Source organism: Geothermobacter hydrogeniphilus, assembly GCF_002093115.1.
GTDB lineage: Bacteria > Desulfobacterota > Desulfuromonadia > Desulfuromonadales > Geothermobacteraceae > Geothermobacter_A > Geothermobacter_A hydrogeniphilus.
The window spans coordinates 75,814-100,983 of sequence record NZ_NAAD01000011.1 but is presented as its reverse complement, the minus strand read 5'-3'; the positions used below and the strand labels follow the sequence as shown (position 1 = coordinate 100,983).

The window sequence follows — 25,170 nt, the reverse complement described above, 5'->3', positions numbered from 1 at the left end:
TGGCACATTGAGGCGACTGTATCAGTGGCTCCTGCCGGCCCGAGGTGTTTATCTGAGGATTGTTGCGCGATGGATATCAAGCGTCTGACCCTGTTCTGCAGGATTGTTGAACTGAAAAGCTTTACCCGTGCCGCCGAAGCGGTCCACCTGAGTCAGCCTTCGGTCAGTGAACAGTTGCGGCTGCTCGAAGAATCGGTCGGTGAACGGCTGCTCGACCGGATGGGGCGGGAGGTTGTCCCCACTCCGGCCGGTCGCAAACTCTACCCCTATGCCAGACAGATCCTGCAGTTGCGGGAAGAGGCCCGGCAGGCGATGGCCACCTTCCGGGGTGAGTTGGCCGGAACCTTGAGCATCGGTGCCAGCACCATTCCCGGCACCTATATCCTGCCCGGCGTGATTCAGCAGTTCCGCCAGCAGTACCCCGCCTGCCGGGTTTCGATCCGGACTGCCGGCAGCGGTGCGATTGTGCAGGGAGTGCTGGAGGGCGACTATGAATTCGGTCTGACCGGCAGTCGCTTTCGCGAGGCACGTTGCGCGTTCGAACCGCTGTGGGACGATCAGCTGGCTGTCATTCTGCCGGTCGGCCACCCGCTGGCGGGGTTGCCGGAATTGCCGCCGGAGCAGCTCGGGAATCTCCCGTTCGTGCAACGGGAGGTTGATTCCGGAACCCGAGTTTTTTCCGAGACCGCCCTGCGCGAGGCCGGTTGCGATCCCGGCAGTCTGCGGATCGTCGCTGAATTCGGCAGCAATGAAGCGGTTCGCCAGGCGGTGCTGGCCGGACTCGGCGCGGGGATTCTCAGTCTGCGGGCGGTGGCATCCGAGCTGGATCGCGGCGAGCTGGTCGCCCTGCCGATCCGTGGGACGCGCATGCGTCGTTCCTTTTACCTGGTCCTGCGTCGAAAACGCCAGCTTTCTCCCCTGGCCGAAGCTTTCCTGTCCCATATGCGGAAGGCGGCGAATTCAGCTCCGGAGATCTGACAACTCTTCCTGCATCCCGAGCCGCTTGATTTTCTCGACCAGGGTGGTGCGGTTGATGCCGAGCAGGGCGGCAGCCCTGGCCTTGACACCGTTGCCGATTCTGAGCGCGTCGCGAATCAGTTCCCGTTCCATCTCGGCGATAGTCGCCGGCATGTCGATCCCTTTTTCCGTGACCCTGGGAGCGATGCGGCCGTCGCCGGCATCCTCATCCAGCCCGCCGATATCGGGCGGCAGATCCGCTCTGCCGATACGGTCCCCGTCGGTCAGGGCGACGCTGCGTTCGATCACATTTTCCATCTCCCTGACATTGCCCGGCCAGTCATAACTCTCCAGGGCCTGCATGGCTTCGGGAGAGACCGACATCAGGTTGCGCTGCATCTCCTGGCAGCTCTTCTGCAGGAAATGTCTGACCAGCAGGGGGATGTCTTCGCGCCGTTCGCGCAGCGGCGGCAGCAGGATCGGGATGACGTTGAGTCGGTAGTAGAGGTCTTCCCGAAACCGCCCCGCCCTGACATCGGCTTCCAGGTCGGCGTTGGTCGCCGAAATGACCCGGACGTTGATCTTGATCGGCTTCCTGCCGCCGACCCGTTCGATTTCCTGTTCCTGCAGGACCCGCAGCAGTTTCATCTGCAGGGGAGGGGGCATGGTGCCGATTTCATCGAGAAAAACGGTGCCGCCATCGGCCAGCTCGAATTTACCCGGTTTGTCGGCAACGGCGCCGGTAAAAGCCCCCCGGACATGTCCGAACAGCTCGCTTTCGAGCAGCTCGGCCGGGATTGCTCCACAGTTGATGGCAATGATCGGCTTGTTGCGGCGGGTGCCGTTGAAGTGGATGGCGCGGGCGACCAGTTCCTTGCCGGTGCCGGATTCACCGAGAATGAGGATGGTTGAATCGGTGTGAACAATCTTCTCCAGCCGGGAAAAGACCCGCTGCATGGCCGGGCCGTGGCCGATGATGTTGTCGAAGGCGTATTTGCCGCGCAGTTGCTGTCGAAGATAGAGATTTTCCGCCACCAGCTGGCTTTTTTCCAGGGCCTTGGTGACGATAATCTTCAGTTTTTCGAAGTCTATCGGTTTGGTGATGTAGTCGAAGGCCCCTTCCTTCATCGATTCGACGGCTGTTTCCGCCGATGCGTTGCCGGTAATCAGGACCACATTGGTGTAGGGATAGTCGATCTTGACCCGTTTGAGGATATCGATGCCGCTGACGCCCGGCAAAAAAAGATCCGTGATCACAACGGCGTACGGGGTCTGCTGCAGGACTTTCAAGGCTTCTTCTCCGGTGCCGACCGCTTCAACCTGGAAGCCGCTGCCGGTCAGCAGCAGGGATAGAGCTTCCCGGTTGCGCGGTTCGTCATCGATGAGAAGAATCTGTGCCAGTTGTTTCATTACTCCCCCCTGGTCCGTCATTTCATTGACGGAGCCAGCTTAACATCAAAACTCCCGTTTCTGCAATCCCGAACAATCTTTCGACTGGGTTTGACTCCCCCTTCCGGGTTGTTACACTTTCACCATGAGGTTTTTCCTTGTTCTCACGGCCCTGTTGGCACCCCTGTTATGGGTTGCTTCACCGGCTGCCGCAGACAAGAGTATCCGCGCGGTACGTTGGAGCGGTGCCATCAACCCGGTCGCCGGGCAGTTTATCAGTGAACAGATTGCCGCGGCCAATCGTGAAAATGTCGCTTTTCTTCTCGAGCTGGATACCCCGGGCGGCCTTGATACCTCCATGCGCCAGATTATCCAGGCCCAGCTCGGCTCCCGGGTGCCGGTTATTGTCTATGTTTCTCCGTCCGGCGCCAGGGCGGCTTCCGCAGGCGCCCTGATAACCCTGGCGGCTGATTTTGCCGCCATGGCTCCAGGCACCAATATCGGTGCCGCGCATCCGGTCAGCATCGGTCCCGGAGTTGTTAATAAAAAAGATGACAAGGGCGGGGAAGACGTGATGACCACCAAGGTGGTCAACGATGCTGTCGCTTATGCCCGCAGCATTGCTGAACAGCGCGGCCGCGACCTGGATTGGGCGGAACAAATCGTCAGGAAAAGTATTTCCACGCCGGCCAGTGAGGCGGTCAAGCGGGGCGTTGTCGACCTGATGGCGGAGAGTACTCCGGAGTTGATTCAGGCCCTTGCGGGTCGTAGCTATCAGCGGTCGGGTGAGGAGCGGATTTTTGCTCCGGGTGATGCCGGCATCGACTACCGGCAGATGGATTGGCGGCAGGAGATTCTCAACACTCTCGGCAATCCGAACATCGCCTACATGCTGCTGATGCTCGGTATCCTCGGCATCTTTTTTGAGATTTCCCAGCCGGGGGTGATTTTTCCCGGCGCCATCGGCGCCATTGCCCTGCTGCTGGCCTTTTTTGGGCTGCAGACCCTGCCGGTCAACTACGTCGGCGTGCTGCTGATTCTGGTTGGCGTGGTGCTGTTCATCCTGGAAGTCAAGGTTGCTTCCTACGGCATGTTGACCGTCGGCGGCATCCTCGCCCTGACACTCGGTTCGTTAATGCTGATCGGGGGTGATGACCCCGCCCTGCAGATTTCCAGGGTGGTGATCGCCGCCTCGGTTGCTGTCTTCAGCAGTTTCTTCCTGCTGGCGATGTTTTTCGTCATGCGTACCCAGAAGAGGGTGTCCGTCGCCGGTCGGGAAGGGATGGTCGGGGATATCGGTGAAGCATTGACCCCCTTCCCCGGTGAAGGCCGGGTCTTTGTCCATGGAGAATATTGGGATGCCGTCGGTGATGATGAGATCAGTGCGGGAGAGAAGATCGTGGTCCAGGGCATGTTGCCCCATATGCGGCTCAGGATCGGTCGCGCAGATGAAAACAGAGATCCGGAAATAACCGAAAGGGGACCTGAATGATGATTCCAGTCGGATTGGTCGGATGGGCGGTCGCGTTCGCGATCTTGGTGATTCTGATCGGCAGCGCGGTCAGAATTCTGCTCGAATATGAACGTGGGGTCGTCTTTCGACTCGGGCGGTTCGCCGGGGTCAAGGGGCCGGGTCTGCGTTTTATCATCCCGGTGATTGATAAACTGGTAAAGGTCAGTCTGCGGACGGTGGCGATGGATGTGCCTCCGCAGGATGTCATTACCCGCGACAATGTTTCTGTGAAAGTGAATGCGGTACTCTATTTCCGGGTTATGGAACCGCAAAAATCGTTGATCGACGTGGAGAATTATCTTTACGCGACCAGTCAACTTGCCCAGACCACCCTGCGCAGCGTTCTCGGCCAGTCGGAGCTTGATGAGTTGCTCATTCACCGCGACAAGATCAATTCCGAACTGCAGAAAATTCTCGATCGGCAGACTGATGCCTGGGGGGTTAAGATCAGCAATGTCGAAGTCAAGCATATCGACCTGCCGGTCGAGATGCAGCGTGCCATGGCCCGCCAGGCCGAGGCGGAGCGTGAACGTCGGGCGAAGATCATTCATGCCGAGGGTGAATTGCAGGCTTCGGTCAAGCTTTCCGAAGCAGCCAAGATCATCAATCAGGAAAATGGCGCCCTGCAGTTGCGCTATCTCCAGACCCTGACTGAAATCGCCACCGAGAAGAATTCGACCATCCTCTTCCCATTGCCTATCGAACTGGTCAAACCCTTTATCGAGTTCGGCAAACATAATGTTGAACCGACCTCTGAATCGTGACCATTGAAATGCCCTGACCCTTTGACTTTTCTATTACCATTACTGGTAATATTCGAGATATGGAAGGAAAATTCGCTAAAGGGTATTATCTGAGAAAAGCGGTAATAAAAGCCTTTTGATATCAAAGACTTAGAATGTAAAACAGTTTTTTATATTGACAGTAACGGGGGGCTTTGTTTAGATGACCGCACTGTTGATACCGCTGTAAGTCTTTAACTTTACAGCAGAATTTTAGTTTCAGTAAAATATTTCGGGATTTGATTGGTTTCGTTTTAGCGAGGCAAAAATCAGTGGCCAGACTCTGGAGGAGGTTTCATGGCAGTAAAAAAATTCCGTCGTATCATGGCGGCCAACCGCGGGGAAATCGCAATCCGTATCTTTCGCGCCTGTACCGAACTGGGGATTGGTACGGTCGCGATCTATTCGGAGCAGGATCGCCTTTCGCTGCATCGCTACAAGGCTGACGAGGCGTACCTGGTCGGCAAGGGGAAGGGGCCGATCGACGCCTACCTCGACTACGAGGAGATCGTCGAACTGGCGCGCCGCAAGGAGGTTGATGCCATTCATCCCGGCTATGGTTTTCTGGCGGAGAATGCCGAGTTCGCGGAGGCCTGTGAACGGGCCGGTATCGCTTTTATCGGGCCGACGGCACAGATCATGCGTGATCTCGGGGACAAGGTCGCCGGGCGCGAGGTCGCGCAACAGGCCGGCGTCCCGTTGGTGCCGGGGACCGAAAAGCCGGTCCAGACCGAAGAAGAGGCGTTGCTGTTCGCCAGGAATGCCGGCTATCCGATCATCATCAAGGCTTCGGCCGGCGGCGGGGGCCGGGGGATGCGGGTCGTTCGCAACCAGACGGAATTGAAGGAAGGATTGCGTTCGGCGGCCAGTGAAGCCGAGGCCTCGTTCGGCAATGCGGCCGTGTTTCTCGAACGCTACATCGAGAATCCGAAGCATATCGAAGTCCAGTTGCTCGGCGACCAGCATGGCAACCTGGTTCATTTCTACGAGCGCGACTGCTCGATCCAGCGTCGTCACCAGAAGGTCATCGAAGTCGCCCCGGCCCTTTCGCTGACCGGGGATCAACGCGACCAGGTCTGTGACTATGCCCTGGCGATCGGCAACGCGGTCGGTTATTCCAATGCCGGGACCGTCGAGTTCCTAATGGATGGTGACGGCAAGTTCTATTTCATCGAGGTGAATCCGCGCATCCAGGTCGAACATACGGTTACCGAACTGGTCACCATGCGCAACCTGGTCCAGGCGCAGATCATGGTGGCTGCGGGCTGCAAACTTTCTGATCCCGAAATCGGTATCAGCAGCCAGCAGGACATCGAACTGCGCGGCGCGGCGATTCAGTGCCGGATCACCACCGAAGACCCGGCCAACAACTTCGCTCCCGATTTCGGCACCCTCAAAGTCTATCGCTCGGCGGCCGGTCTCGGGGTGCGGCTCGATGCCGGCAGTGCCTATGCCGGTGCTGAAATCACTCCCCATTACGATTCGATGCTGGTCAAGGTTTCAACGTTCGGTCGCGACCTCGTCCAGGCCTCCCGCACCATGAATCGGGCGCTTCAGGAATTCCGTATCCGCGGAGTGAAAACCAATATCGGGTTCCTGGAAAATGTCATCACCCATCCGGAATTTCTGGCCAGCAACTGCAACACCTCCTTCCTTGACAATCATCCCGAAGTTTTTGAACTGCCGGTCAAGAAGGATCGCGCCAACAAGATCCTCTCCTGGATCGGGCATACCACCGTCAATGGTTATCCCGGTATCGCGCCGGAAAAGAGGTTGCGGTTCAAGGATCTGCGCGAGCCCGAAGTCCCGGATATTCCTTACGGGAAACAGCTGCCTCGCGGCAGTCGCGATATCCTGCGTGAAAAGGGGCCCGAGGGCCTGGCCGCATGGGCTCGCGGCAACAAGAGCCTGCTGCTGACCGATACCACCATGCGCGATGCCCATCAGTCGTTGATGGCGACCCGTTTTCGGACCCGCGATCTCGATCGGATTGCCACCGCCACCGCGCATCTCGGCGGCGGACTGTTCTCGCTGGAAATGTGGGGCGGGGCAACCTTTGATGTCTCGATGCGCTTCCTCAATGAGGATCCCTGGGAAAGACTCGATCGACTGCGGGCCAAGATTCCCAATATCTGTTTCCAGATGTTGCTGCGCGGTTCCAACGCTGTCGGCTATACCAATTATCCGGACAACGTGGTGCAGGAATTCGTCAGGCAGGCGGCCCAAAGCGGGATTGATATCTTCCGCGTCTTTGATTCGCTGAACTGGACCAGGGGAATGCAGGTCGCCATGGAGGCGGTGTGCAAAGAAGGCGCTATCTGCGAGGCGGCGATCTGCTACACCGGCGATATCCTCGACCTGAAACGGGACAAGTATCCGTTGCAGTACTACGTCGACATGGCGAAGGAACTGGAGCGGATGGGTGCCCATATTCTCGCCATCAAGGATATGGCCGGTCTACTCAAGCCGTTTGCTGCTGAAAAACTGGTCAAGGCGCTGAAGAACGAGATCGGCATCCCGGTGCATCTTCACACTCACGATACGTCGAGCAATGGCGGCGCGATGCTGATGATGGCCGCCCAGGCCGGTGTTGATATCGTCGATGCGGCACTCTCTTCGGTCTCCGGTCTCACCGCACAGCCGAACATGAATGCCCTGTTGGCGGCACTCGAAGGGTCGATCTGGGACCCGCAGCTCGACCGCGATGGTCTGCAGCAGCTGGCCAACTACTGGGAGACGGTACGGACTTACTATGCGCCTTTCGAGTCCGAATTGCGCAGCGGCACCGCCCAGGTCTACGAACACGAGATTCCCGGTGGTCAGTATTCCAACTACAAGCCGCAGGTTGAAGGTCTCGGCCTCGGGCACCGCTGGGAAGAGTGCAAGCAGATGTACCGCAAGGTCAATGACATGTTCGGCGACCTGGTCAAGGTGACCCCGAGTTCCAAGATTGTCGGCGACATGGCGATGTTCATGATCCAGAACAATCTTGAACCCGAGGATGTCATGGAGCGCGGCCACGAACTGACCTTTCCTCAGGGGGTGATCGACTTCTTCAAGGGGATGATTGGCCAGCCCTACGGCGGCTTTCCGAAAGAATTGCAGAAGATCATTCTCAAGGACGAGGAGCCGCTCACCTGCCGCCCCGGTGAACTGTTGGAGCCGGTCGACCTTGCGGCCAAAAAGGTTGAACTGGAGAAAAAGCTCGGCCATCAGGTGTCGGACCGGGATGTCCTTTCCGCGGTTCTCTATCCCGGCGTTTTCGAGGAGTTCGATCGTCACCGGCAGACCTATTCCGATACCTCGGTGCTGCCGACCCCGGTCTTCTTCTACGGCCTGGAGGTCGGTGAGGAAGTCACCATCGACATCCAGGAGGGCAAGACCCTGATTATCAAGCTCAACGCCATCGGCCGCGTGCATGAAGACGGCACCCGCAATATCTATTATGAACTGAACGGCATGCCGCGTTCGGCCGTGGTGAAGGACCTGTCGGTCGAGACCGAGGGGACGGCCCATGTCAAGGCCGACCCGGATGATGAAAAACAGGTCGGGGCGCCGATGCCGGGCAAGATCTTCAAGCTGCTGGTTAATGTCGGCGACGAAGTCGCCGAAGGGGATACGCTGCTGGCCACCGAGGCGATGAAGATGGAAACCAACGTCAAGGCGAAGCTGGCCGGGACGGTCAAGGAGATCCTCTTTGCCGAAGGGGATCAGGTTGACCAGGATGATCTGCTGGTGGTACTCGCCTGACGCCGGAGGAATTTCCCTCCACGATCAGAATTTTCAACATCCCTCCCGGCCGGGTTGCAGAACCTGGCCGTTTTTTTGTTTTTGACCCAAATCCACCGGCTGTTTTGTGGACCGAGGGTGGCGGAACGGGTGGAGATGCGAGGCGCCGCGCCGATTCGGGCGCAGACGTAGCCGAGCTACGTTGAGCACCGAAGCGGTGAAGGCAACGAAACAGATTCAGCCGTAACGACAGCCGAATCCCGAAATTGCCGGTGGATTTGGGTTTGACCCGGTGTCGCCCGGTCTGGTTGCGGTGGAAAAATATCTGTTCTCTGGTAACGTTTTTAGACCAACCAATCTGACCGTTTCAAGGAGTGATTATGCGTATTGCCGCCATTGCTGTTGTTTTTATCGCCCTGATCGCCTTTGGAATCTATCTCACCGGTGGTTCCTCGCCGGAAGAGAATACGTCCTCCTCTCCGGTTGCAGCCATCGGAGCAGTGAAGACCTCCCCATCACCTGCGGCTGTTGTTGAAAGTCTTTCGCGAGAAAATTCATCCGCCAAAATGTCTGACGAACAGCAGGAACATGCCAAGCAGATGGCTCACGGCATGGCTGCCCAGCATGCCCGCCATGAGAACGCTATGCAGGGGGAAGGGCAGGAGCATACCGTTCACTGGGGTTATCGCGGACCCGGTGCCCCTGCCAACTGGAGTGCTCTTTCGGCTGACTATGCAATCTGCGGCAGCGGCAGGAACCAGTCTCCCGTTGATCTGCGGGGGTTCGTTGATGCCGAACTTCCCGTTCTCGATTTCAATTATTCGGGGATGGCGGTCGAAATTCTCAATAACGGTCATACTGTGCAGGCCAACTACGTCCCCGGAATCGTCCTGGTGATCGATGGCCGCGGCTTCGAACTCAAGCAGTTTCACTTCCATGCCCCGAGCGAAAATCTGATTGACGGCAAGTCCTACCCTCTCGAAGCCCACCTGGTCCATGCTGACAAGGACGGCAACCTGGCGGTCGTTTCAGTTCTTTATGAGCTGGGAGATGCCAACAACGCGCTGGCCAGGCTCTGGTCGCAGATGCCGGAGAAAAGCGGTGACAAGGCGATTCTGAATGCGCAGGTGAAGGCCGGTGACCTGTTGCCGAAAGACCGCGACTATTACCGTTTCAACGGCTCGCTGACCACGCCTCCCTGCAGCCAGGGGGTCATCTGGCTGGTGATGAAAGAACATCCCACGGTTTCCCGGCAACAGGTTGAACAGTTTTCCCGGATCCTCGGCGGCCCGAACAACCGTCCGGTCCAGCCGCTCAACGCCCGGCTGGTGCTGGAATAGTCTCCTCCTGTCGGGCTCCCGGATTCCGGTTCGGGGGAGCCCGACAGGAGGATCTGTCGTTTACCGGCTTTTCACGGTGCCGGAACCGTCATTACACTTCCGCCTGTTTGTCCCCTTTCTTTTGTTGTTTCCCGGTCTTTCTGATTCATGGTTTTAAAAATCCTTTTAGTGTCCAGTTTTTCACAGGTGATCATGGATTCAATTTTTATCACCTCTCTGCCTTCCCTCCGATTCCCAAGACTTAAAAGTGCTTAAGTGTTCTGTTTTTCACAGGTGGATCGTTATCCCTATTTTTTGGTAAAGAAAATGGGGGCTAGGTATGTAAAATGCATTTCATTCATGCCTGTAAATTAATTAAATAGTACAATTGGTCGTCAGGGGTTCGGATGGACGTTCAGATGATGCGGCAGAGGCCGTTTTTCAACGTAAGCTGTGAGCAGGTTTGTCGATTGTTGATCGGAGGCCTGCTTTTTCTAGTGCTGGCCATCCCTTCAGTGGCCTTTGCCACGCCGCAGAGCAGTGCCGATACCTGGCTGCTGACACCTGGCAACCGGTCGATCACGTTGTCCCTGGGGTACACCGGGGATGACAACGGCGACAACCAGGTTCTGATCGCGTGGATCGAGGAAGGGGGGGACTGGAGTACGCCCCTGGGCAGTGTCCAGCTCGCCCACCACGCGAGTCCCTATGGCTACACGATCACCGGGTTGAGCAATGACCTGAGCTATAGGGTGAGGGTCACTCTCAGTGATCCCGACAATGCCGATATCGTTCAGACCTACACGGGCCTTGCCCCCTACAACCCGCTGATCCATTCAAGTCGATCGACCGGTTCTTCCCGTTGGTCGGCGGCCGGCGGCTGGGGGGTGAAAGGCGGAAAATATGGACGCTATACCTGTGAAACCTGTCATTCCCGGCAGACGGTCAATATCAAGATGATCCGCGAGGATCTTCGGGTCAATGATCCTGATTCCACCGATCAACTGCCGATCGAGGCGGCCGGAATGCAGGTCAGTTTTTCCAGCACGGTCAATGGGTCGGCTGACTTCGGCGATGACAGCCGTGCTGACGGCAGCAGTTCCAATCGCATCTGCGAAGGTTGTCATACCCTGACCGATGTTCACCGTTTTGATCTGAGCGGACAGCCGGGGGGAACGGATCACCACAATCGCGAAGACTGCATCGGCTGCCACCAGCACAGCAATGCCTTCAAACCGGGCTGCACCGGTTGTCATGACATTCCGCCGCAATGGAACAGTCACCCGGCCCATGCCGGCAGCACCACCGTTATGGAACCGCTTGCCTGTTCGGCCTGCCATAAGACATCGGTCCACAACAATGGTCTTTCAGAAGTCCGGTTCGATCCCGGTGATTCCCGTCTGGATGGCGCAGTTTATGACGATGGCGATGAAACCAGTCGTTTCAGCGAACAGAACGGCTACCAGACCACACCCGCCTACAGCAGCTGCGACAACCTCTCCTGCCACAGCAACGCGTCACCTTTTGACGGCGTGACCGTCTATCGCAACCCGGTCTGGGGAGGTTCAGCTCAGAACTGCTCCTCCTGTCATGACGGCGGGGGACAGGGAACGACCTTGAGCGGCCGTCATGGCCGCCATACCGGAACGCCTTATGATTTTCAGTGCGCGTTGTGTCATGCCGCCACCGCCCAGACCGACAGCAGCATCGCCGACCCGGCGAAACATCTCAACGGCAGCAAGGATGTGGTCTTTGCAGCTTCCGTCGGCGGCAGTTACAATACGTCCGGGCGCGGTTGCGATCTGACCTATTGTCACAGTGATGGCCGTGGCGGCCCGCCGAACCGGGATGTCGCCTGGTCCGACAGCCAGCCGACGACCTGTTCCGACTGCCACAACGGCCGCATCGGGGATGCCGTCGAAATGCAGAGCAATGCCCATGACCGGTTGGCCAGCAGCAACTGGATCCGGCAGTACCCCTGCGAATACTGTCACGCCAATACGGTCGATGCCTCCGGTCAGATCCGCGACCTCGGCCGGCATGTCAATTTCAGCAAGGATGTGGTGTTTGACTCCCGCTGGGCGATCGACGGCCTGCAGAGTCCCGATTACGATTCCCAGAGCAAGGTCTGCAGCAATATCTACTGCCATTCCGACGGTACCACGGTGAATCCCGAGGTTCGCAATTTCGCCTGGGATCTCGGCAAACACGCCGACTGCAATACCTGTCACGGACATCCCGACGGCGAATGTTCCGCCTGCCACAGCGACGGGCGAACCGCCTTTCCTCCTGAAGAACAGTGGAAGTCGGCCATGCCGATGTATGCCAACGGCGGACCCGGCACCGCCCGCGCCAACTCTCACCTGCGCCACCTGCAGACCAATTTTTCCTGCGAGAACTGTCACGCCAATACCGTGGTCGGTTCCTGCCAGACAGCCGGTTGTCATGACGGCGGTATTCCGCAGGGGAGCATGACCGAGGTCGGTCACGTCAATGCCTCCTTTCATGTCAACAAGGTCAAGGATGTCGTCTTCAAGGACGGCGGCAGTTATGACCCGGCAACCAAGCGCTGTTCGAATACCGCCTGCCATACCGGGTCCGATCCCCAGTGGGGGGATTCGCGCGACAACGAAGTCCTTTGTTTCACCTGTCATGGAACCACGCTGGCGGATGTCGATGATTTCGGCAGCTTCAACGGGATCCGGGCGCGCATCAATATGGATGAATGGGTCACCAGCGGGCATGGGCGGCCGGCGGCCTCCGGTCCGTACCCGAGCGGCAACGCGGCGGCCGATTTTCCCGGCAATCCCTGCTGGTATTGTCACGATCAGGATGTGCTGCACAAGACGCCGGACAATCCGTTCCGGCTGAAACTGCATCAGCAGTTCGGTAAACGTTTTGAAAAGGAGTGTGTTTACTGTCACATGGAGGGCACCGACAATGAGTGCCTCGGCTGCCACAACGACGCCAACAGCCTGGCGCCGCAACTGGCGACCATTACCAGCCCGCCCTTCAGTCAGGATCATGCCGGTTTCACCGATGGCTCGACGTCCTGCGTGACCAGCCTCTGCCATCCTGACGACGCCTCCCGGCACAAGACCGGAGCCGGTCTCTGGACCCCGCAGCAGAAGGCCGATGTCCGCAGTCAGTACATCATGAATGGTGTCTGTCTGCAGTGTCATGATGATGACAGCAACAATCGCTGCAACGAGTGTCATACCTGGAACGGTGACCCGACGCAGAACCCCTACCGTATCGGTTATGATCCGGGGACCGGATTCATCGCCGGCTCGAGCAAGGCCGGGTCAACCCACTTCGGTCACAAGCATTATGACAAGTACACCTCGGAAGGTGTCTGGGGGGGCGGCAAGTTCTGCTGGGACTGCCATGACCCGCATGGAGACAAGAATCTCTACATGATTCAGAACAAGGTGGCGACGACCACCGACGGTGTGTACGGTATTCCCCAGACCCGGGCCGAGGTCAGTTTCACCCGTACCTTGAGCGGCAAGGATTTCGCTCGCAGCCTGCCGCCCTTCAACGGCATCTGCAATGTCTGTCACGACAGCACCGCCCATTACCAGAAAGATTTCGGTGATGATCACAATTCCGGGCGGCCCTGCACCAATTGCCACGAGCACAGTTTCCGGGACAATCACGCTTCCGGACAGGCCTGCAACAGTTGTCATCTGAACAAGCCCGAAATTGCTCACACTGCTTTCAGCCAGTCCCGTGACTGCACCAAGTGCCACGACGGGGTGATCAACGGACGGATGGACGTCATGCGTCAGTTCAACGGTCAGTCGCATCATGTCCAGGGCAGGCCGATCAGTAATCGTGACTGTTACGCCTGTCACTGGGAAGCAACGCCCGAGGGACTGATCAACCGCGATCATCACTCCGGTTACAACAACAAGACCTATACCTCGATCAGTAATGCACCGGTCGATCTGGTGATCTGGGGACCGGGAACCCGCCCGACCGATTACCAGGACGGCGTCACCGCTGTCCAGTTCTCCGCCACCGCCATCGGTACTGTCGACGAACGGCAGGAAATCGGTAAAGTCAGCCTGCACTGCCTCGGTTGTCACTCGGACCAGAACAATCTGACCGAGCCCTTCGGTGACTGCAAGACTCCCCGCCAGTATGCCTGGGACGGCACCAGCATTGCCGCCCGCTACCTGCAGACCGGCACCACCCTCTGGGGCAAGTACAGCGGTCCTGGACTGGCGGACAAACAGCTGACCAAGGCTTTTTCGGCCCATGGTAACGCCGTTGCCAACCAGGGGGGCTGGGATCCGGCCACCGGCGAGGATGAAGCCCTGCCCAATACCCGCGACGGCAGCCAGAATATTCAGTGCTTCGATTGTCACAGTTCGCACGGTTCCTACACCACCGGCATCACCAGCAGTTACGTGACTTTCGACGGCAGCCATGGCGGCGCCAATTTGAAGGAAACCCAGGCCGGCAAGGGAGGCTATTCGGTGACCTACCGGGCGCAGGCGGAAAGCAACGCTTTAAGTCAGCTCAACCCGGGAGCGAGCCAGTGCTTCGACTGCCACGAGACCCGTACCGCCGGTGAAAAGCCCTGGGGATTTGAATCGACCTTCGGTGCCAGTGAGCCGATCCGGGGATATCGGGACTCCTCCCGTTTCGACGGCGGTGACAACGGCGTCAAGGGCCGCTGGGCGTTCATGGCCGGCAAGACCGGCATCAGCGGACATTTCAGCAAGCTGTCGCCACCGCTGGACAATCCGGCCGGGCGACAGGTCAACGGTCTCTGCGCCGCCTGCCACGACCCGCACGGTGTCAGCCCGACCCTCGGCAGTGACCAGCAATACGGGGTCCCGCTGCTGAAGGGAACCTGGTTGACCGATCCCTACAAGGAAGATCATCCCCAGACCGATGTCAGGCCGCGTTCGGCCCAGCCGCAACTGACCAGCAGTCATGTTCAGATCGACCGCAAGGCCTTTGGCGACCTGACCAACCGTACCCATATCAGTGAGTCGCCGCAGCAGTTCGCCGGCCTCTGCCTCGGCTGTCATCCGCAGCAGAACCTGACCGCCGGCATGGACAAGAGCCAACCCTTCGGCAGCCGCGACCGGGTTCATCAGGCGGTCAAGGGGTGGGGCAGCAATGCTGAACACAGTTTCCCCTGCGCCAAATGCCATCAACCGCACAGCTCCGGTCTGCCCAGGTTGATGCGGACCAATTGCCTGGACTGGAAACATCGCGGTGAACTCGAAAGCGGTGGTGTCGAGCCGGGCTGGTACGATGAGCAGAGCCATTTCCCGCGCCTGCGCTACCGCTATCAGCCCTGTCACCAGTCACCCGGAGCCAAAGGGGGAACCGAGACCTACAGCAATTACAAGGATCAGCAATGGAACCAGGTGACGCCATGGTAGGGGGGGGAGTGTTGAAATCGGTCATGTTCCGCCGGCGGTTGTCGATTCTGCATGGTTTCGTCGTGCTGCTGATGGTTGTCGGAACCTGTTCCTCCGTCGTCGCGGCCGGCGGCGAACTGCGGCTCGGATGGCCCTGGATTGAATCTCTCGCCGCTGACCAGATGGCTGCAGATGCCGTGGTTGATGATGCCGGAGACCTGGTGCTGGTCGGCAGCAGCAACGCGGCCGGTCGGGATCTGGTTCTGCTCAAGGTCAAAGGGGATGGCAGCGGCGCGGCCTGGCCGATGGTCAGTTACGATTATGCCGGTGGCGAGGATGCGGCAACTGCTGTGGCGATCGCTCCCGGCGGTGATATTATCGTCACCGGTTATGTTCACAACGGCTCCGATTTTGACATTCTGACCGCCAGGTATCGCGGCACTGACGGGACCCTGATGTGGCGGCATATCTATGACGGCCCCTCCGGGGGAGACGATTATCCGACCGCGGTGGTTCTCGACGCGCTCGGCAATATCTACGTCGGCGGTTATGTCCAGGGCCAGGGAAACAAAGATGACGCCCTGATAATGAAGTTTTCACCCGATGGGCCCGAGGCCGACGGCAAGCCGCTCTGGACGTATCTCTACAATGGACCGGCCGGGGGACATGATCGGTTGACGGCTTTGGCCGCCGGGGTTGACGGACTGGCCCTGACCGGCGAGAGTGAAAGTGCCGTCGCCGGTGATTTCGATGTCTTCACCATGAAGGTCGATTATTCCGGCAGCCCGCTCTGGCCGCAGGCGCAGCGTTACACCGACAGCGGCAACGGACGCGGCAATGCCGTGGCCGTCGATGCCGATGGTGATGTCGTGATGCTCGGTCATGTGGCGGGCAGCAGCGATCCTTCCGGGCGGGATCTCTTTCTGATCAAATATCCGGCCGTCTACGGTCCGGCCGTCTGGGTGGATCATTATGATGGCGGGTTCGAGGATGAGGGCCTGGCCCTGGCGGTCACGGCTGCCGGGGACATCTTTATCGCCGGCCGGAGCTTTACCACCTCCACTGCCTTTGATATCTACCTGGCCCGTTATTCGGCCGCAGGAGTCATGCAGTGGTCCGATCTGCGCAACAGCAGCAACGGCAACAATGATGTTCCGGTCAGGGTGCTTGCCGGTTCGAACGGCGATCTCTATGTCCTCGGCTACAGCAATGACGCCCAGGGTGGTTTCGATGACATTACCCTGTACAAGTATCGGCAGAGCGGTGCCTTCCTCTGGCAGACGGTCTATGACGGCAATGGTCGCAACGACCGGCCGGTCGGTGTCGGCCTGGCTCCGGACGGCGATCTGCTGGTTGCCGGCTGGAGCGATCAGGGCAGCGCCGGGAATCCTGATATCGACCTGCTGGCGTTGCGTTACGATGCCGGTCGTGTTGATCCGCCGACCTCTCTTGCGGCGACCGTGGTCAGCAACAGCCAGATCCATCTCCAATGGCAGAACAATGATCCGTCGGCCGAAACCGTCAGTATCGAGGTACGTACCGCCACCGGCATTTACACGCCGGTGGCGAGTCTGCCGTCCTCGGTCAACAGCTATGAACATACCGGGTTGAATGGTGACACCCGTTATTTCTATCGGGTTCAGGCGATTCGCAGTGGGGTCGGCGCCTCGCCCTACAGCAACGAGGCGAGCGCCCGCACCACGCTGATCAGCTACGATCCACCAACCTGGCAGTACCGTTTCGCCGGTGCCGCCGGCGGTGATGATGAACCGGCGGCGATCGCCTGCGGACCCGATCTGCAGCCGGTGGTAACCGGGACCACCTTCAGTCCCCTGGAAGGCTACGATTACCTGACCATCAAACTTGACCGCGACAATCCCTCGGCTGAACTCTGGCAGGCCCGCTACAACGATGGCGACAACCAGGGAGATGCGGCGACCGCCATCGTTGTCGACAGCCGCAACCGACCGCTGGTGACCGGTTATGCCTCGCTCTGGGGTGGCGGGGCCAGCAACACCAATGATATCTATACACTTGGTTACCCCGCCGCCGGCGGCAGCCCCCTGTGGACCGACCAGTACAACGGGCCCGCCGGGGATGACGACAAGTCGCTGGCGATTGCCGTTGCCGGCAACCCGCTGGATGAGGCGGCTGTCATCGGCTATGGAAAGAATGCCGCCTGGAATGACGATGTCTACCTGCTCAAATATGATCCCGACGGCAATCGGGCCTGGGCCGCTCAGCCCTGGGATGGTGGGGGAGAAGATTTTCCGGCGGCGGTCGCCTTCGCGCCTGATGGCAGGATTTTCGTCGTCGGCCGAAGTTTCAACGGCAGCAGTGACGATCTGCTGCTGCTCTGTTATGACGGAACCGACGGGCGCCTGATCTGGCAGGCGGTTCTTGACGGCCCCGCCGCCGGCAGTGACCGGGTGGTGGATCTGGCGGTCGATGCCGCCGGTGATCTGTACGTCGCCGCGACCTCGGAACGCAATGCCGGTGACGGCGATATCTATCTGGCCAAGTTTTCCGGGGCAGGAGACGGACTGCCCGACGGCACCGGGGTCGCCGGTGCGCAACTGCTGTGGCAGCAGTGGTACGGGTCTGCCGCCGGTTATGATGCCGCCGTCGGAGTCGCCATCGACCCGGCCGATGGCGCGCTGCTGCTCGGGGGGACCGTACTGACCGCCCCCGGCAACCACGATCTGCTGCTGGTACGGCTCGATCCAGCGGGTGATGGTGCCGGCGGCGGCCGGGAGATCTGGCGTCACCGTCTCGATCTTCCCGATGACGAAATCGGGACCGCCATGAGTATCGACCGCAGCGGCATCCTCACCCTGATCGCCACTGTCAGCGGTGGCGGCGGGGATGATATGCTGGCGGTCCAGTGGAACCACCTGGGTGATGTTGTCGCCGCCACCCGTTATGACAGCCCCGATGGTCTGGATGATACCCCGGTTGCCGTGACCTCCAACCGGGTCGGGGAAACCTTTGTGGCCGGTTCAACCCTGAACGGCAACGGGGATCTCGACCTGCTGGTTTTTCGTCTTCCCAGTCCGGTGCTGCAGGCTCCGGATGACCTGCGGGCAACCCAGCTCTATTCCGAAGTTCAGCTCAACTGGTTCGATATCGTTACCGGCGAGGATGGTTTCCAGCTGCAGCGGGCCCTCGGTGATTGTGAATCTCCCGGCAGCTTTGTCGCACTGGCCGACCTGCCCGCGGGCAGTGAAAGCTATTTTGACAGTGGACTGAACATCGGCAGCAGCTACTGCTACCGGTTGCGCAGCACCACGACTTCGGGTGACGCTTCGCGCTGGGTCGATGTGTCGGTGCAGACCGCCGCCGCGGTTGCTCCCGGGCAGCTCACGGCCGTTCTGCAGAACGAATCGGATATCCTGTTGACCTGGGTCGACAACACCCCGGGGGCGAGCGGGTACGAGTTCGTGATCGAACGCTGCAGTGGCAGCGGTTGCGATTTCAGTACCGTGACCAGCTTTACCGTTGACGCCGCGACAGTTGTCGACAGCCTTACCGGACTGGGTCGTTATGTTGACAGCACCGCCTGTGCCGGTGATGTCTATCGTTACCGGGTGTTCGCCCGCAAACCGGGTCTCTGGTCGACCGCCTACAGCCAGCCGACCGGGACCGCCGGAGTCGCCCCGCAGCACCCTCAGGCGCCTTCGGCGCTGTCCGCCGACCGTGTCAGTGAGACTGGTGTCGCGTTTTCCTGGCAGGATAATACCGCCGCCGAAGAGCAATTCCTGATTGAACGCTGCGACGATATCGCCGCCAACTGCTCCGACACGTCCTTCACCCCCCTGGCCACTCTTCCGTCCCTGGCGGGCGTGCAGCTTCTTTACCGCATGGATGAGAGCGCCTGGAGCGGTCTTGCCGGCGAGGTGGTCGATTCCTCCGGCAACGGCAACCACGGCCGGTCCGTGGCCGCCGCCACAGTCCCCTACGGCCGCTACCGCCGGTCGGGGAATTTCGCCAATGACAGCCGGGTCAGTACACCGCTGACCATCGACCAGTCATCAGCATCCTCGGGTGCCGCCTTCGCCGCCTGGGTCAAACCGGATGCCGGCAGTGGCCAGTTTTTCCTGTTCGACAGCGATAACGGCGGTAATGACTGGAGCCTGCTGCATGATGGCACCACCTGGCAATTGAACACCGGGGCAGAATCCGGACCGATCGATACCGGGATCGCCGTTGATGTCGGTGCCTGGCAGCAGGTGGTGGCCAGTTTTGATCCGCAGGGCGGGGTCAGCTTCTTCAAGAACGGCAGTGACCAGTTCAGTGATCCCGGCATCGGTTTCGACACATCGAGCGCCCCGCTGCAGGTCGGGTATCAGGATAATCCCGCCGGGACGCTGCTGCAGCTGCACATGGACGAAGCCGGCTGGAGTGACGGCAGCGCCGGTGTCATCGACAGCTCCGGAGCAGGGCTTGACGGGACCTCCTATGGTGGGGCAGACACCACCGCCGGCCATTCCGGTCGGGCCGGGCAGTTCGACGGGGTCGATGATTACGTCTCCACGCCTTTGCTGATCGATCAGTCCGCCTCCTCCGCAGGGGTGACCATGGAGGCCTGGGTCTATCCGACCGATACTTCAAGCTACAGCTGGCGGCACCTGCTCAGCACGGACAACAACAGCAATGAATGGGGAATCCTGCAGTACCATGATCAGTGGCGGGTCGCCACCGGCAACAGCCTGATCTATGTCGGGACGGTCGATCTCAACCGCTGGCAGCACCTGGTCGCGGTTTTCGATCCCGACAAGGGGGTTATTTTCTACAAGAACGGCGTCCCTTCAACCCCGCAGTCCATCGGTTACGGCACTTCCAATTATTTCACCATCGGCAGGGATGCCGGCAGCAACAGTGCCTATTACAAGGGACTGGTTGACGAGGTGACGGTCTTTGACCGGCCCTTGACCGCTGCCGAGGTTCTGGATCGTTATCAGCGCCGGAGTTTCCTCGGGCAGGTCGACGAGGTGGCGGTCTTCAACCGGCCGCTCTCTCTTTCCGAGGCTGCAACCCTGTATCAGCACGGACTCGCCCGTTTCAATGATTCCGGCACCGACGTCAATCGCGATTACACCTACCGGGTGCGGGCCGACCGTGCCGGCAGCTGTGCCGCCGATTGGCCGACGGCGCCATCGTCGGGCCTTGAGGTTCGGACGGTGCCTCCGGCGCCCGATCTGCAGGTACAGGTCGAGGGGGACAGCCGGGTTCGGCTCAGCTGGGTCAGCCGGACGACAACCCAGACCGGTTTCAAGGTCGAGCGTTGTGAGGGGTCGGGATGCGGCAGTTTCATCACTCTCGACAACAGTCTCGGTCCGGCGGACGACACCTATCTCGATACCACGACCTGTTCCGGGCAGACCTATCGCTACCGGGTGACGGCACTGCAGACCCCCGGATGGGGAGAATCAGATCCGAGCGCGGCCGTGGAAGTTGACGTGCCGGCTCTGGCGGCCCCGTCATCCCTCTCGGTCACAGGCGTATCCGAGGGAGAGATCAGCCTGCAGTGGTCCTATCCGTGGGCCGATGCCGATCGTTTCGAGGTCGGCTGGTGCGCCACCGCGGGCGGCTGCAGCCAGCCGAGTGATTTCACCCTCAGCACCGTCAGCGGTCTGCCCGAAGGGGATCTGCTCTGGCTGCGGATGAACGAGGCCGGCTGGAACAACGGCACCGCCGATGTCCTCGATTCTTCGGGGCATGCCCGGAACGCGACTTCCTACAATGGTCTCAATGTTGCCGCCGGCGGGCATTCGGGCGGGGCAGGGGCTTTTGACGGCAATGATGATTACCTGCAGACACCGCTGCACCTCGATCAGAGTGCCTCCGGTCCCGGGGCCAGTTTCGAAGTCTGGGTCTATCCGACCCGGCGCGACAACAGCCAGCGCCATGTGATCAGTACCGAGAACGGCGGTTATGACTGGTCGCTGGTTCAATCCCTGAACAACTGGATGGTGTTTACCGGCAATAGCAGCTACAGCACCGGGCTGAAGGTCGATTTCGACCAGTGGCAGCAGCTGGTGGTCACCTTCGATCCGCAGAGCGGGGTACGGGTTTATAAAAACGGCGGTTTGAGTCCCGCGGATGTCTTCACCACCACCAATATCGGTTTTGACGCCAGCACCAGTGATCTGGTGATCGGACGGCGCGCGTCGAGTACCTACAGCGGTTATCATTTCGAGGGTCGCATTGACGAGGTCGTCGTTTATCAGCGCCCGCTCAGCGCGCAGGAGGTGCAGGATCGTTATCTCCATAACTATTCTCTGACTCTCGGCACCTTTGATCCGGCAAGTGAATACAGTTTCAATGTGCGGGCCCTGCGTAGTGACAGTTGCGCTTCGTCGGGCCCCCTGGTTGAAATTGCGACGCCGGTCAGCACTGATCCGGTGTCCGCTCCCGTCGGCTTGACAGCCAACTCGGTCGGAACCACCAGGGTCGATCTGAACTGGTCCCTGGCGACCACCACCGAGACGCTGCTGACCCTTGAACGCTGCAGCGGTCTCGGCAGCGCCTGTGACGAGGATGCAGAATTCTCCGATTTCAGTCCGTCGGTCACCCTGCCCGGGGGCAGTTTGAACTATTCCGATCTGACGGTCTGTGCCGAGAGCGCCTATACCTATCGCCTGCGTTCCGAACGGGACAGCGCCCCGATCTGGCAGAGCGGCTGGATGACGGCAGAGCGGCAGGCGTTGACGATCGCTCCCCCCTTGAATTTTGCCGCCGCCGGGCTTTCCGAATCGGAGATTTCACTGGCCTGGGATGGGGGCGAGGGTGATAGCGATGAATATCTGCTGCAACGCTGCGTCGGAACCGGTTTCAATTGTGCCTCTCCAACCGAGATCGGGCGTTTCAGCGGTGCCCGGTTGCTGCTTCACATGGATGAACCGGACTGGAACGGCAGTGCCGGAGAGATCCTCGACGCTTCCGGCAACGGCAATCACGGCAGCCGGGCCGGAACGGCAACCACTGTCGCCGGTCGCTTCGACCGGGCCGGCAGTTTCAACGGCAGCAGCAGCGTGCAGACACCGTTGCTGCTTGATCAGACCGCGACCGGCGGCGGAGCGACCGTCAGCGTCTGGGCCTATCCGACCGTCAGCGACAACTACTATCGATATCTGTTCAGCAGCGAGAACGGCGGTTATGACTGGGGGCTCAGCCATCGCAACGGTGTCTGGTACATCGACACCGGAGAAGGGCGACGTTCGACCGGGGTGGCGGTCGATCTCAACCAATGGCAACTGCTCAGTGTAACCTTCACGCCCGGTGTCGGTTGCACGCTGATGAAAAATGACGGGGTGGCGGCCGAAGATCAGTTCAGCACCACGCTGATCGGCTACGATGGATCCAGCGCGGCGCTGGTCATCGGCAAGCGCGCCAACGCGACCGGCACCTTTTTTGTCGGTCGGATCGATGAAGTCGCCATTTACGACCGGTCTCTGGATGCGGCTGAATTGCGCCAGTTTTTCAATCAGCCTCCCTACCGCTTCTTCGATACCGGGCTTGACCCGGCTACCGACTACGCCTACCGGTTGACGGCCGCCAAGAGCGTCGCCGGCGGCTGCGGCTGGAGCAAGGCGAGCGATGCGACAGCCGCAACCCTGGCCCCGCCGCTGCCGGACCAGTTTGCGGTCGCCGCCGGAGGAACCACCTGGGTCGATCTCACCTGGCAGGACAAGAGTGGTTCCGAAACTGAATACCAGTTGCAGCGCTGTGACGGCAGCCTGGCCGGCTGCGGATCGCTCGATGCCAATTTTACCGCCCTGGATGTCACCCTGGTGCCGGACAGCGAAGCGTACAGCGACGCGAGCCTCTGCCCCGGTCAAACCTACAGCTACCGGCTGCGGGCCCGGCGCAGCAGTGGGCAGCCGCTTTGGGATACCGGGTGGGTCTATCTTGAAACCACGACCGCGGCGGTTGCCGAGCTGACCGGTTTTTCCGCGGTCCGAATTTCTGAGGTGGAGGTCGATCTCGGCTGGAATGATACCAATCAGGATGAAGATAAATTTGTCATTGAACGATGCATCGGGGTGGGCTGCAGTAACTTCGCCCCCATCGCCGACCTGACCTCATCAGCGACGGTGCTCAGCTATCGGGACGATGAACTCGAACCCGGCAGCACCTACAACTACCGGGTCAAGGCGGTCAAGGCGGCCGTCTGCAACGGAGGCTGGCAGACCGGCTATCAGGGACCGATTGAAATTGCCGCGTCCATTCAGCCACCGAAGCTGGTCAGCGCAATCCCCATCAATACCACGCGGATCGACCTGGCCTGGGACAACAATGCTCCGACCGCTACCGGTACCCTGGTGGAGCGCTGCAGCGGCCATCCCTGCCAGGACAGCTTTGTTCCGGTTGGAACAGCGGTCATCGGCGCCACCGGTTTTACCGATGACACGGCCTGCGCCGGGGCGAGTTACAGTTATCGGCTCAAGTCTCTCGGCGAGGGGTTGTCAGCTGCCGCCGGGGGGTGTTGGAGTCGACGCGTCCCGCTCACGTTTGATGCCTTCGTCCCCGGTTCGGTGGTCGAGCTTGCGGTTCCCTACGACAGTGACATGCGCAGCGATTTTGCCGACCTGCGTTTTTATGACCGGACCGCGCGGCGGGAACTGGCCTACTGGATTGTCGAAGTTCTGCGGCCGGGGCAGACCGACGCGGTGGCCAGGGTGCTGCTTGAAACCGGCAACAATGCCGCTATCGACCTCTATTACGGGAATCCGAACGCCGTCGACGCCGGGCGCCGAGACCGATTCGTTTTCTATCGTGAGGATTTCACCGGGCAGCTTCTCAACCCCGCCGACTGGGTGGAACTCGATGCCAACAACTATCTTGAAGCTGACAACGGTCTGCATCTCTACGATCTGCAGGCGAGCTATGCCTGGTCGTCGGCCCTGATCTCCACGGCCACATTCCAGCGTTCGGCAGGGCTTGAACTCTATGCCGAACTGACTCTGCCGGGTGATAGTGACGGTCTCAACTACTTTGCCTTCGGCTGGGAGAAGGACCAGACCACCAGCTATTATTATTCCAGCCTGGCGAGCGGCTTTCATTTTAACAACGGACGGCTTGTTATTTACAACGGCAGCGGGATCAAATACCCCAACCCGCTCTTCAACTACGCCTATACCGATTACCAGTTGCGTATCGTGTTGAATCCGGCGGGCGGCAGTCGTTACCTGGTGCGCAACAGCTCCGACCAGGCATGGACACAGCTCATGGACACCTCGCTGGATGCCGTTCACAACCAGGATGCAACCCTGCGACTGGCTGTTCATCAGGCATCTCATGATGTGGTGATTCACAGTCTGCAGGTTCGTTCCGCGGTTGACGATGCCGTCGTCAGCCTCGGCACGGAAGAATCGACCGGCAGCTGCTACACGTTTACCACCCTTTGGCAGAGTGGTTACAGCAGCGAGGATGTCTGGGCCGCAACTCCGACTCCACAGGCACCTTCCGGTCTGAGTGCTGCGACAACGGCAGGGAGTGTGCAGTTGACATGGGACTGGAATGCCGACGAGGACGCGTCGTTCATCATCGAACGTTGCCTCGAATCCAGCTGCCCCTCATACAGTGTCGTTGCAACGGTTACGGCCGGTTCCCGGCAGTATCTTGACGGATCGGCAGCCGCGTCGCAGGACTATCGTTACCGGGTGCGGGCGACCAAACCGTCGACCTGCGGTGCCTGGCAGAGCGGACCGAGCGGGGAGGCCCTGGTGCGGACCGACCCCGGCGGGATCATGGACCTGTCGGCGACGCCGGTCAATTCCCGGATGATTCGTCTTGACTGGACGCCGCCGGGGGGAGACGAAGATGGTTTCCTGCTTTACAAGCAGAGTCTGACCGGCCGCTTCGTGCCGATCGCCGAACTGCCGGCGGGGGTCTCGAATTTCACCGATACGCTCGCGATTGAGCCGGAAAGCACCTACCGATACCAGTTGCGTGCCTGGCGCACTGATGATTCGGGACCTCCTGAAATCAGATCATTCGGTGAATTCAGCAACATTGCCGAAGCCACCACACCGGCATTCATCAACGGCGATGGGGTCTGTGCTGAATGATAACGAATCTGTCGGGGATGATTT

General features: G+C 59.8%; 8 protein-coding genes. 7 read left to right on the top strand and 1 reads right to left on the bottom strand.

What is annotated here, in order from left to right:
- The first annotated feature begins 69 nt into the window (after positions 1–69).
- Positions 70–978 carry a selenium metabolism-associated LysR family transcriptional regulator gene (locus B5V00_RS09855; protein WP_085010620.1) on the top strand — a complete coding sequence of 303 codons (909 nt, stop codon included), beginning with the start codon at positions 70–72 and terminating at the stop codon, positions 976–978.
- Here B5V00_RS09855 and B5V00_RS09850 read toward each other — a convergent pair.
- Entirely contained in the window at positions 961–2,367 is a 1,407-nt protein-coding gene (locus tag B5V00_RS09850; protein WP_085010619.1) for a sigma-54-dependent transcriptional regulator, read from the bottom strand. The two genes, B5V00_RS09855 and B5V00_RS09850, sit on opposite strands and share 18 nt — an antisense overlap.
- A gap of 124 nt (positions 2,368–2,491) precedes the next feature.
- Here B5V00_RS09850 and B5V00_RS09845 point away from each other — a divergent pair, with 124 nt between their 5' ends.
- The 6 genes from B5V00_RS09845 to B5V00_RS09820 all read left to right on the top strand — a co-directional run bounded on the left by B5V00_RS09845 (position 2,492) and on the right by B5V00_RS09820 (position 25,146).
- Positions 2,492–3,838: an NfeD family protein gene (locus B5V00_RS09845; protein WP_085010618.1), complete on the top strand. Its 1,347-nt coding sequence runs from the start codon at positions 2,492–2,494 to the stop codon at positions 3,836–3,838.
- Positions 3,838–4,623 carry a slipin family protein gene (locus B5V00_RS09840; protein WP_085010655.1) on the top strand — a complete coding sequence of 262 codons (786 nt, stop codon included), beginning with the start codon at positions 3,838–3,840 and terminating at the stop codon, positions 4,621–4,623. Before B5V00_RS09845 ends, B5V00_RS09840 begins: the two co-directional genes overlap by 1 nt.
- Positions 4,624–4,938: 315 nt before the next feature.
- Positions 4,939–8,391, top strand: coding sequence for a pyruvate carboxylase (locus B5V00_RS09835; RefSeq protein WP_085010617.1), 3,453 nt, complete (start codon positions 4,939–4,941; stop codon positions 8,389–8,391).
- Between the two features lie 359 nt (positions 8,392–8,750).
- A complete protein-coding gene (locus B5V00_RS09830; RefSeq protein WP_216355477.1) occupies positions 8,751–9,710 on the top strand; it encodes a carbonic anhydrase in 960 nt (319 codons plus the stop codon).
- Between the two features lie 386 nt (positions 9,711–10,096).
- Positions 10,097–15,094: a CxxxxCH/CxxCH domain c-type cytochrome gene (locus tag B5V00_RS09825; RefSeq protein ID WP_085010616.1), complete on the top strand. Its 4,998-nt coding sequence runs from the start codon at positions 10,097–10,099 to the stop codon at positions 15,092–15,094.
- On the top strand, positions 15,070–25,146 hold the full coding sequence (locus B5V00_RS09820; protein WP_085010615.1) for a DUF2341 domain-containing protein: 10,077 nt from the start codon (positions 15,070–15,072) through the stop codon (positions 25,144–25,146). The genes B5V00_RS09825 and B5V00_RS09820 overlap by 25 nt, the downstream gene beginning before the upstream one ends.
- The last annotated feature ends 24 nt before the right edge of the window (positions 25,147–25,170 follow it).

Coding starts and splice junctions, on each gene's coding strand:
- B5V00_RS09820 (WP_085010615.1), top strand. CDS start 15,070: ATGGAACCAGGTGACGCCATGGTAGGGGGGGGAGTGTTGAAATCGGTC.
- B5V00_RS09855 (WP_085010620.1), top strand. CDS start 70: ATGGATATCAAGCGTCTGACCCTGTTCTGCAGGATTGTTGAACTGAAA.
- B5V00_RS09825 (WP_085010616.1), top strand. CDS start 10,097: ATGGACGTTCAGATGATGCGGCAGAGGCCGTTTTTCAACGTAAGCTGT.
- B5V00_RS09830 (WP_216355477.1), top strand. CDS start 8,751: ATGCGTATTGCCGCCATTGCTGTTGTTTTTATCGCCCTGATCGCCTTT.
- B5V00_RS09835 (WP_085010617.1), top strand. CDS start 4,939: ATGGCAGTAAAAAAATTCCGTCGTATCATGGCGGCCAACCGCGGGGAA.
- B5V00_RS09850 (WP_085010619.1), bottom strand. CDS start 2,367: ATGAAACAACTGGCACAGATTCTTCTCATCGATGACGAACCGCGCAAC.
- B5V00_RS09840 (WP_085010655.1), top strand. CDS start 3,838: ATGATTCCAGTCGGATTGGTCGGATGGGCGGTCGCGTTCGCGATCTTG.
- B5V00_RS09845 (WP_085010618.1), top strand. CDS start 2,492: ATGAGGTTTTTCCTTGTTCTCACGGCCCTGTTGGCACCCCTGTTATGG.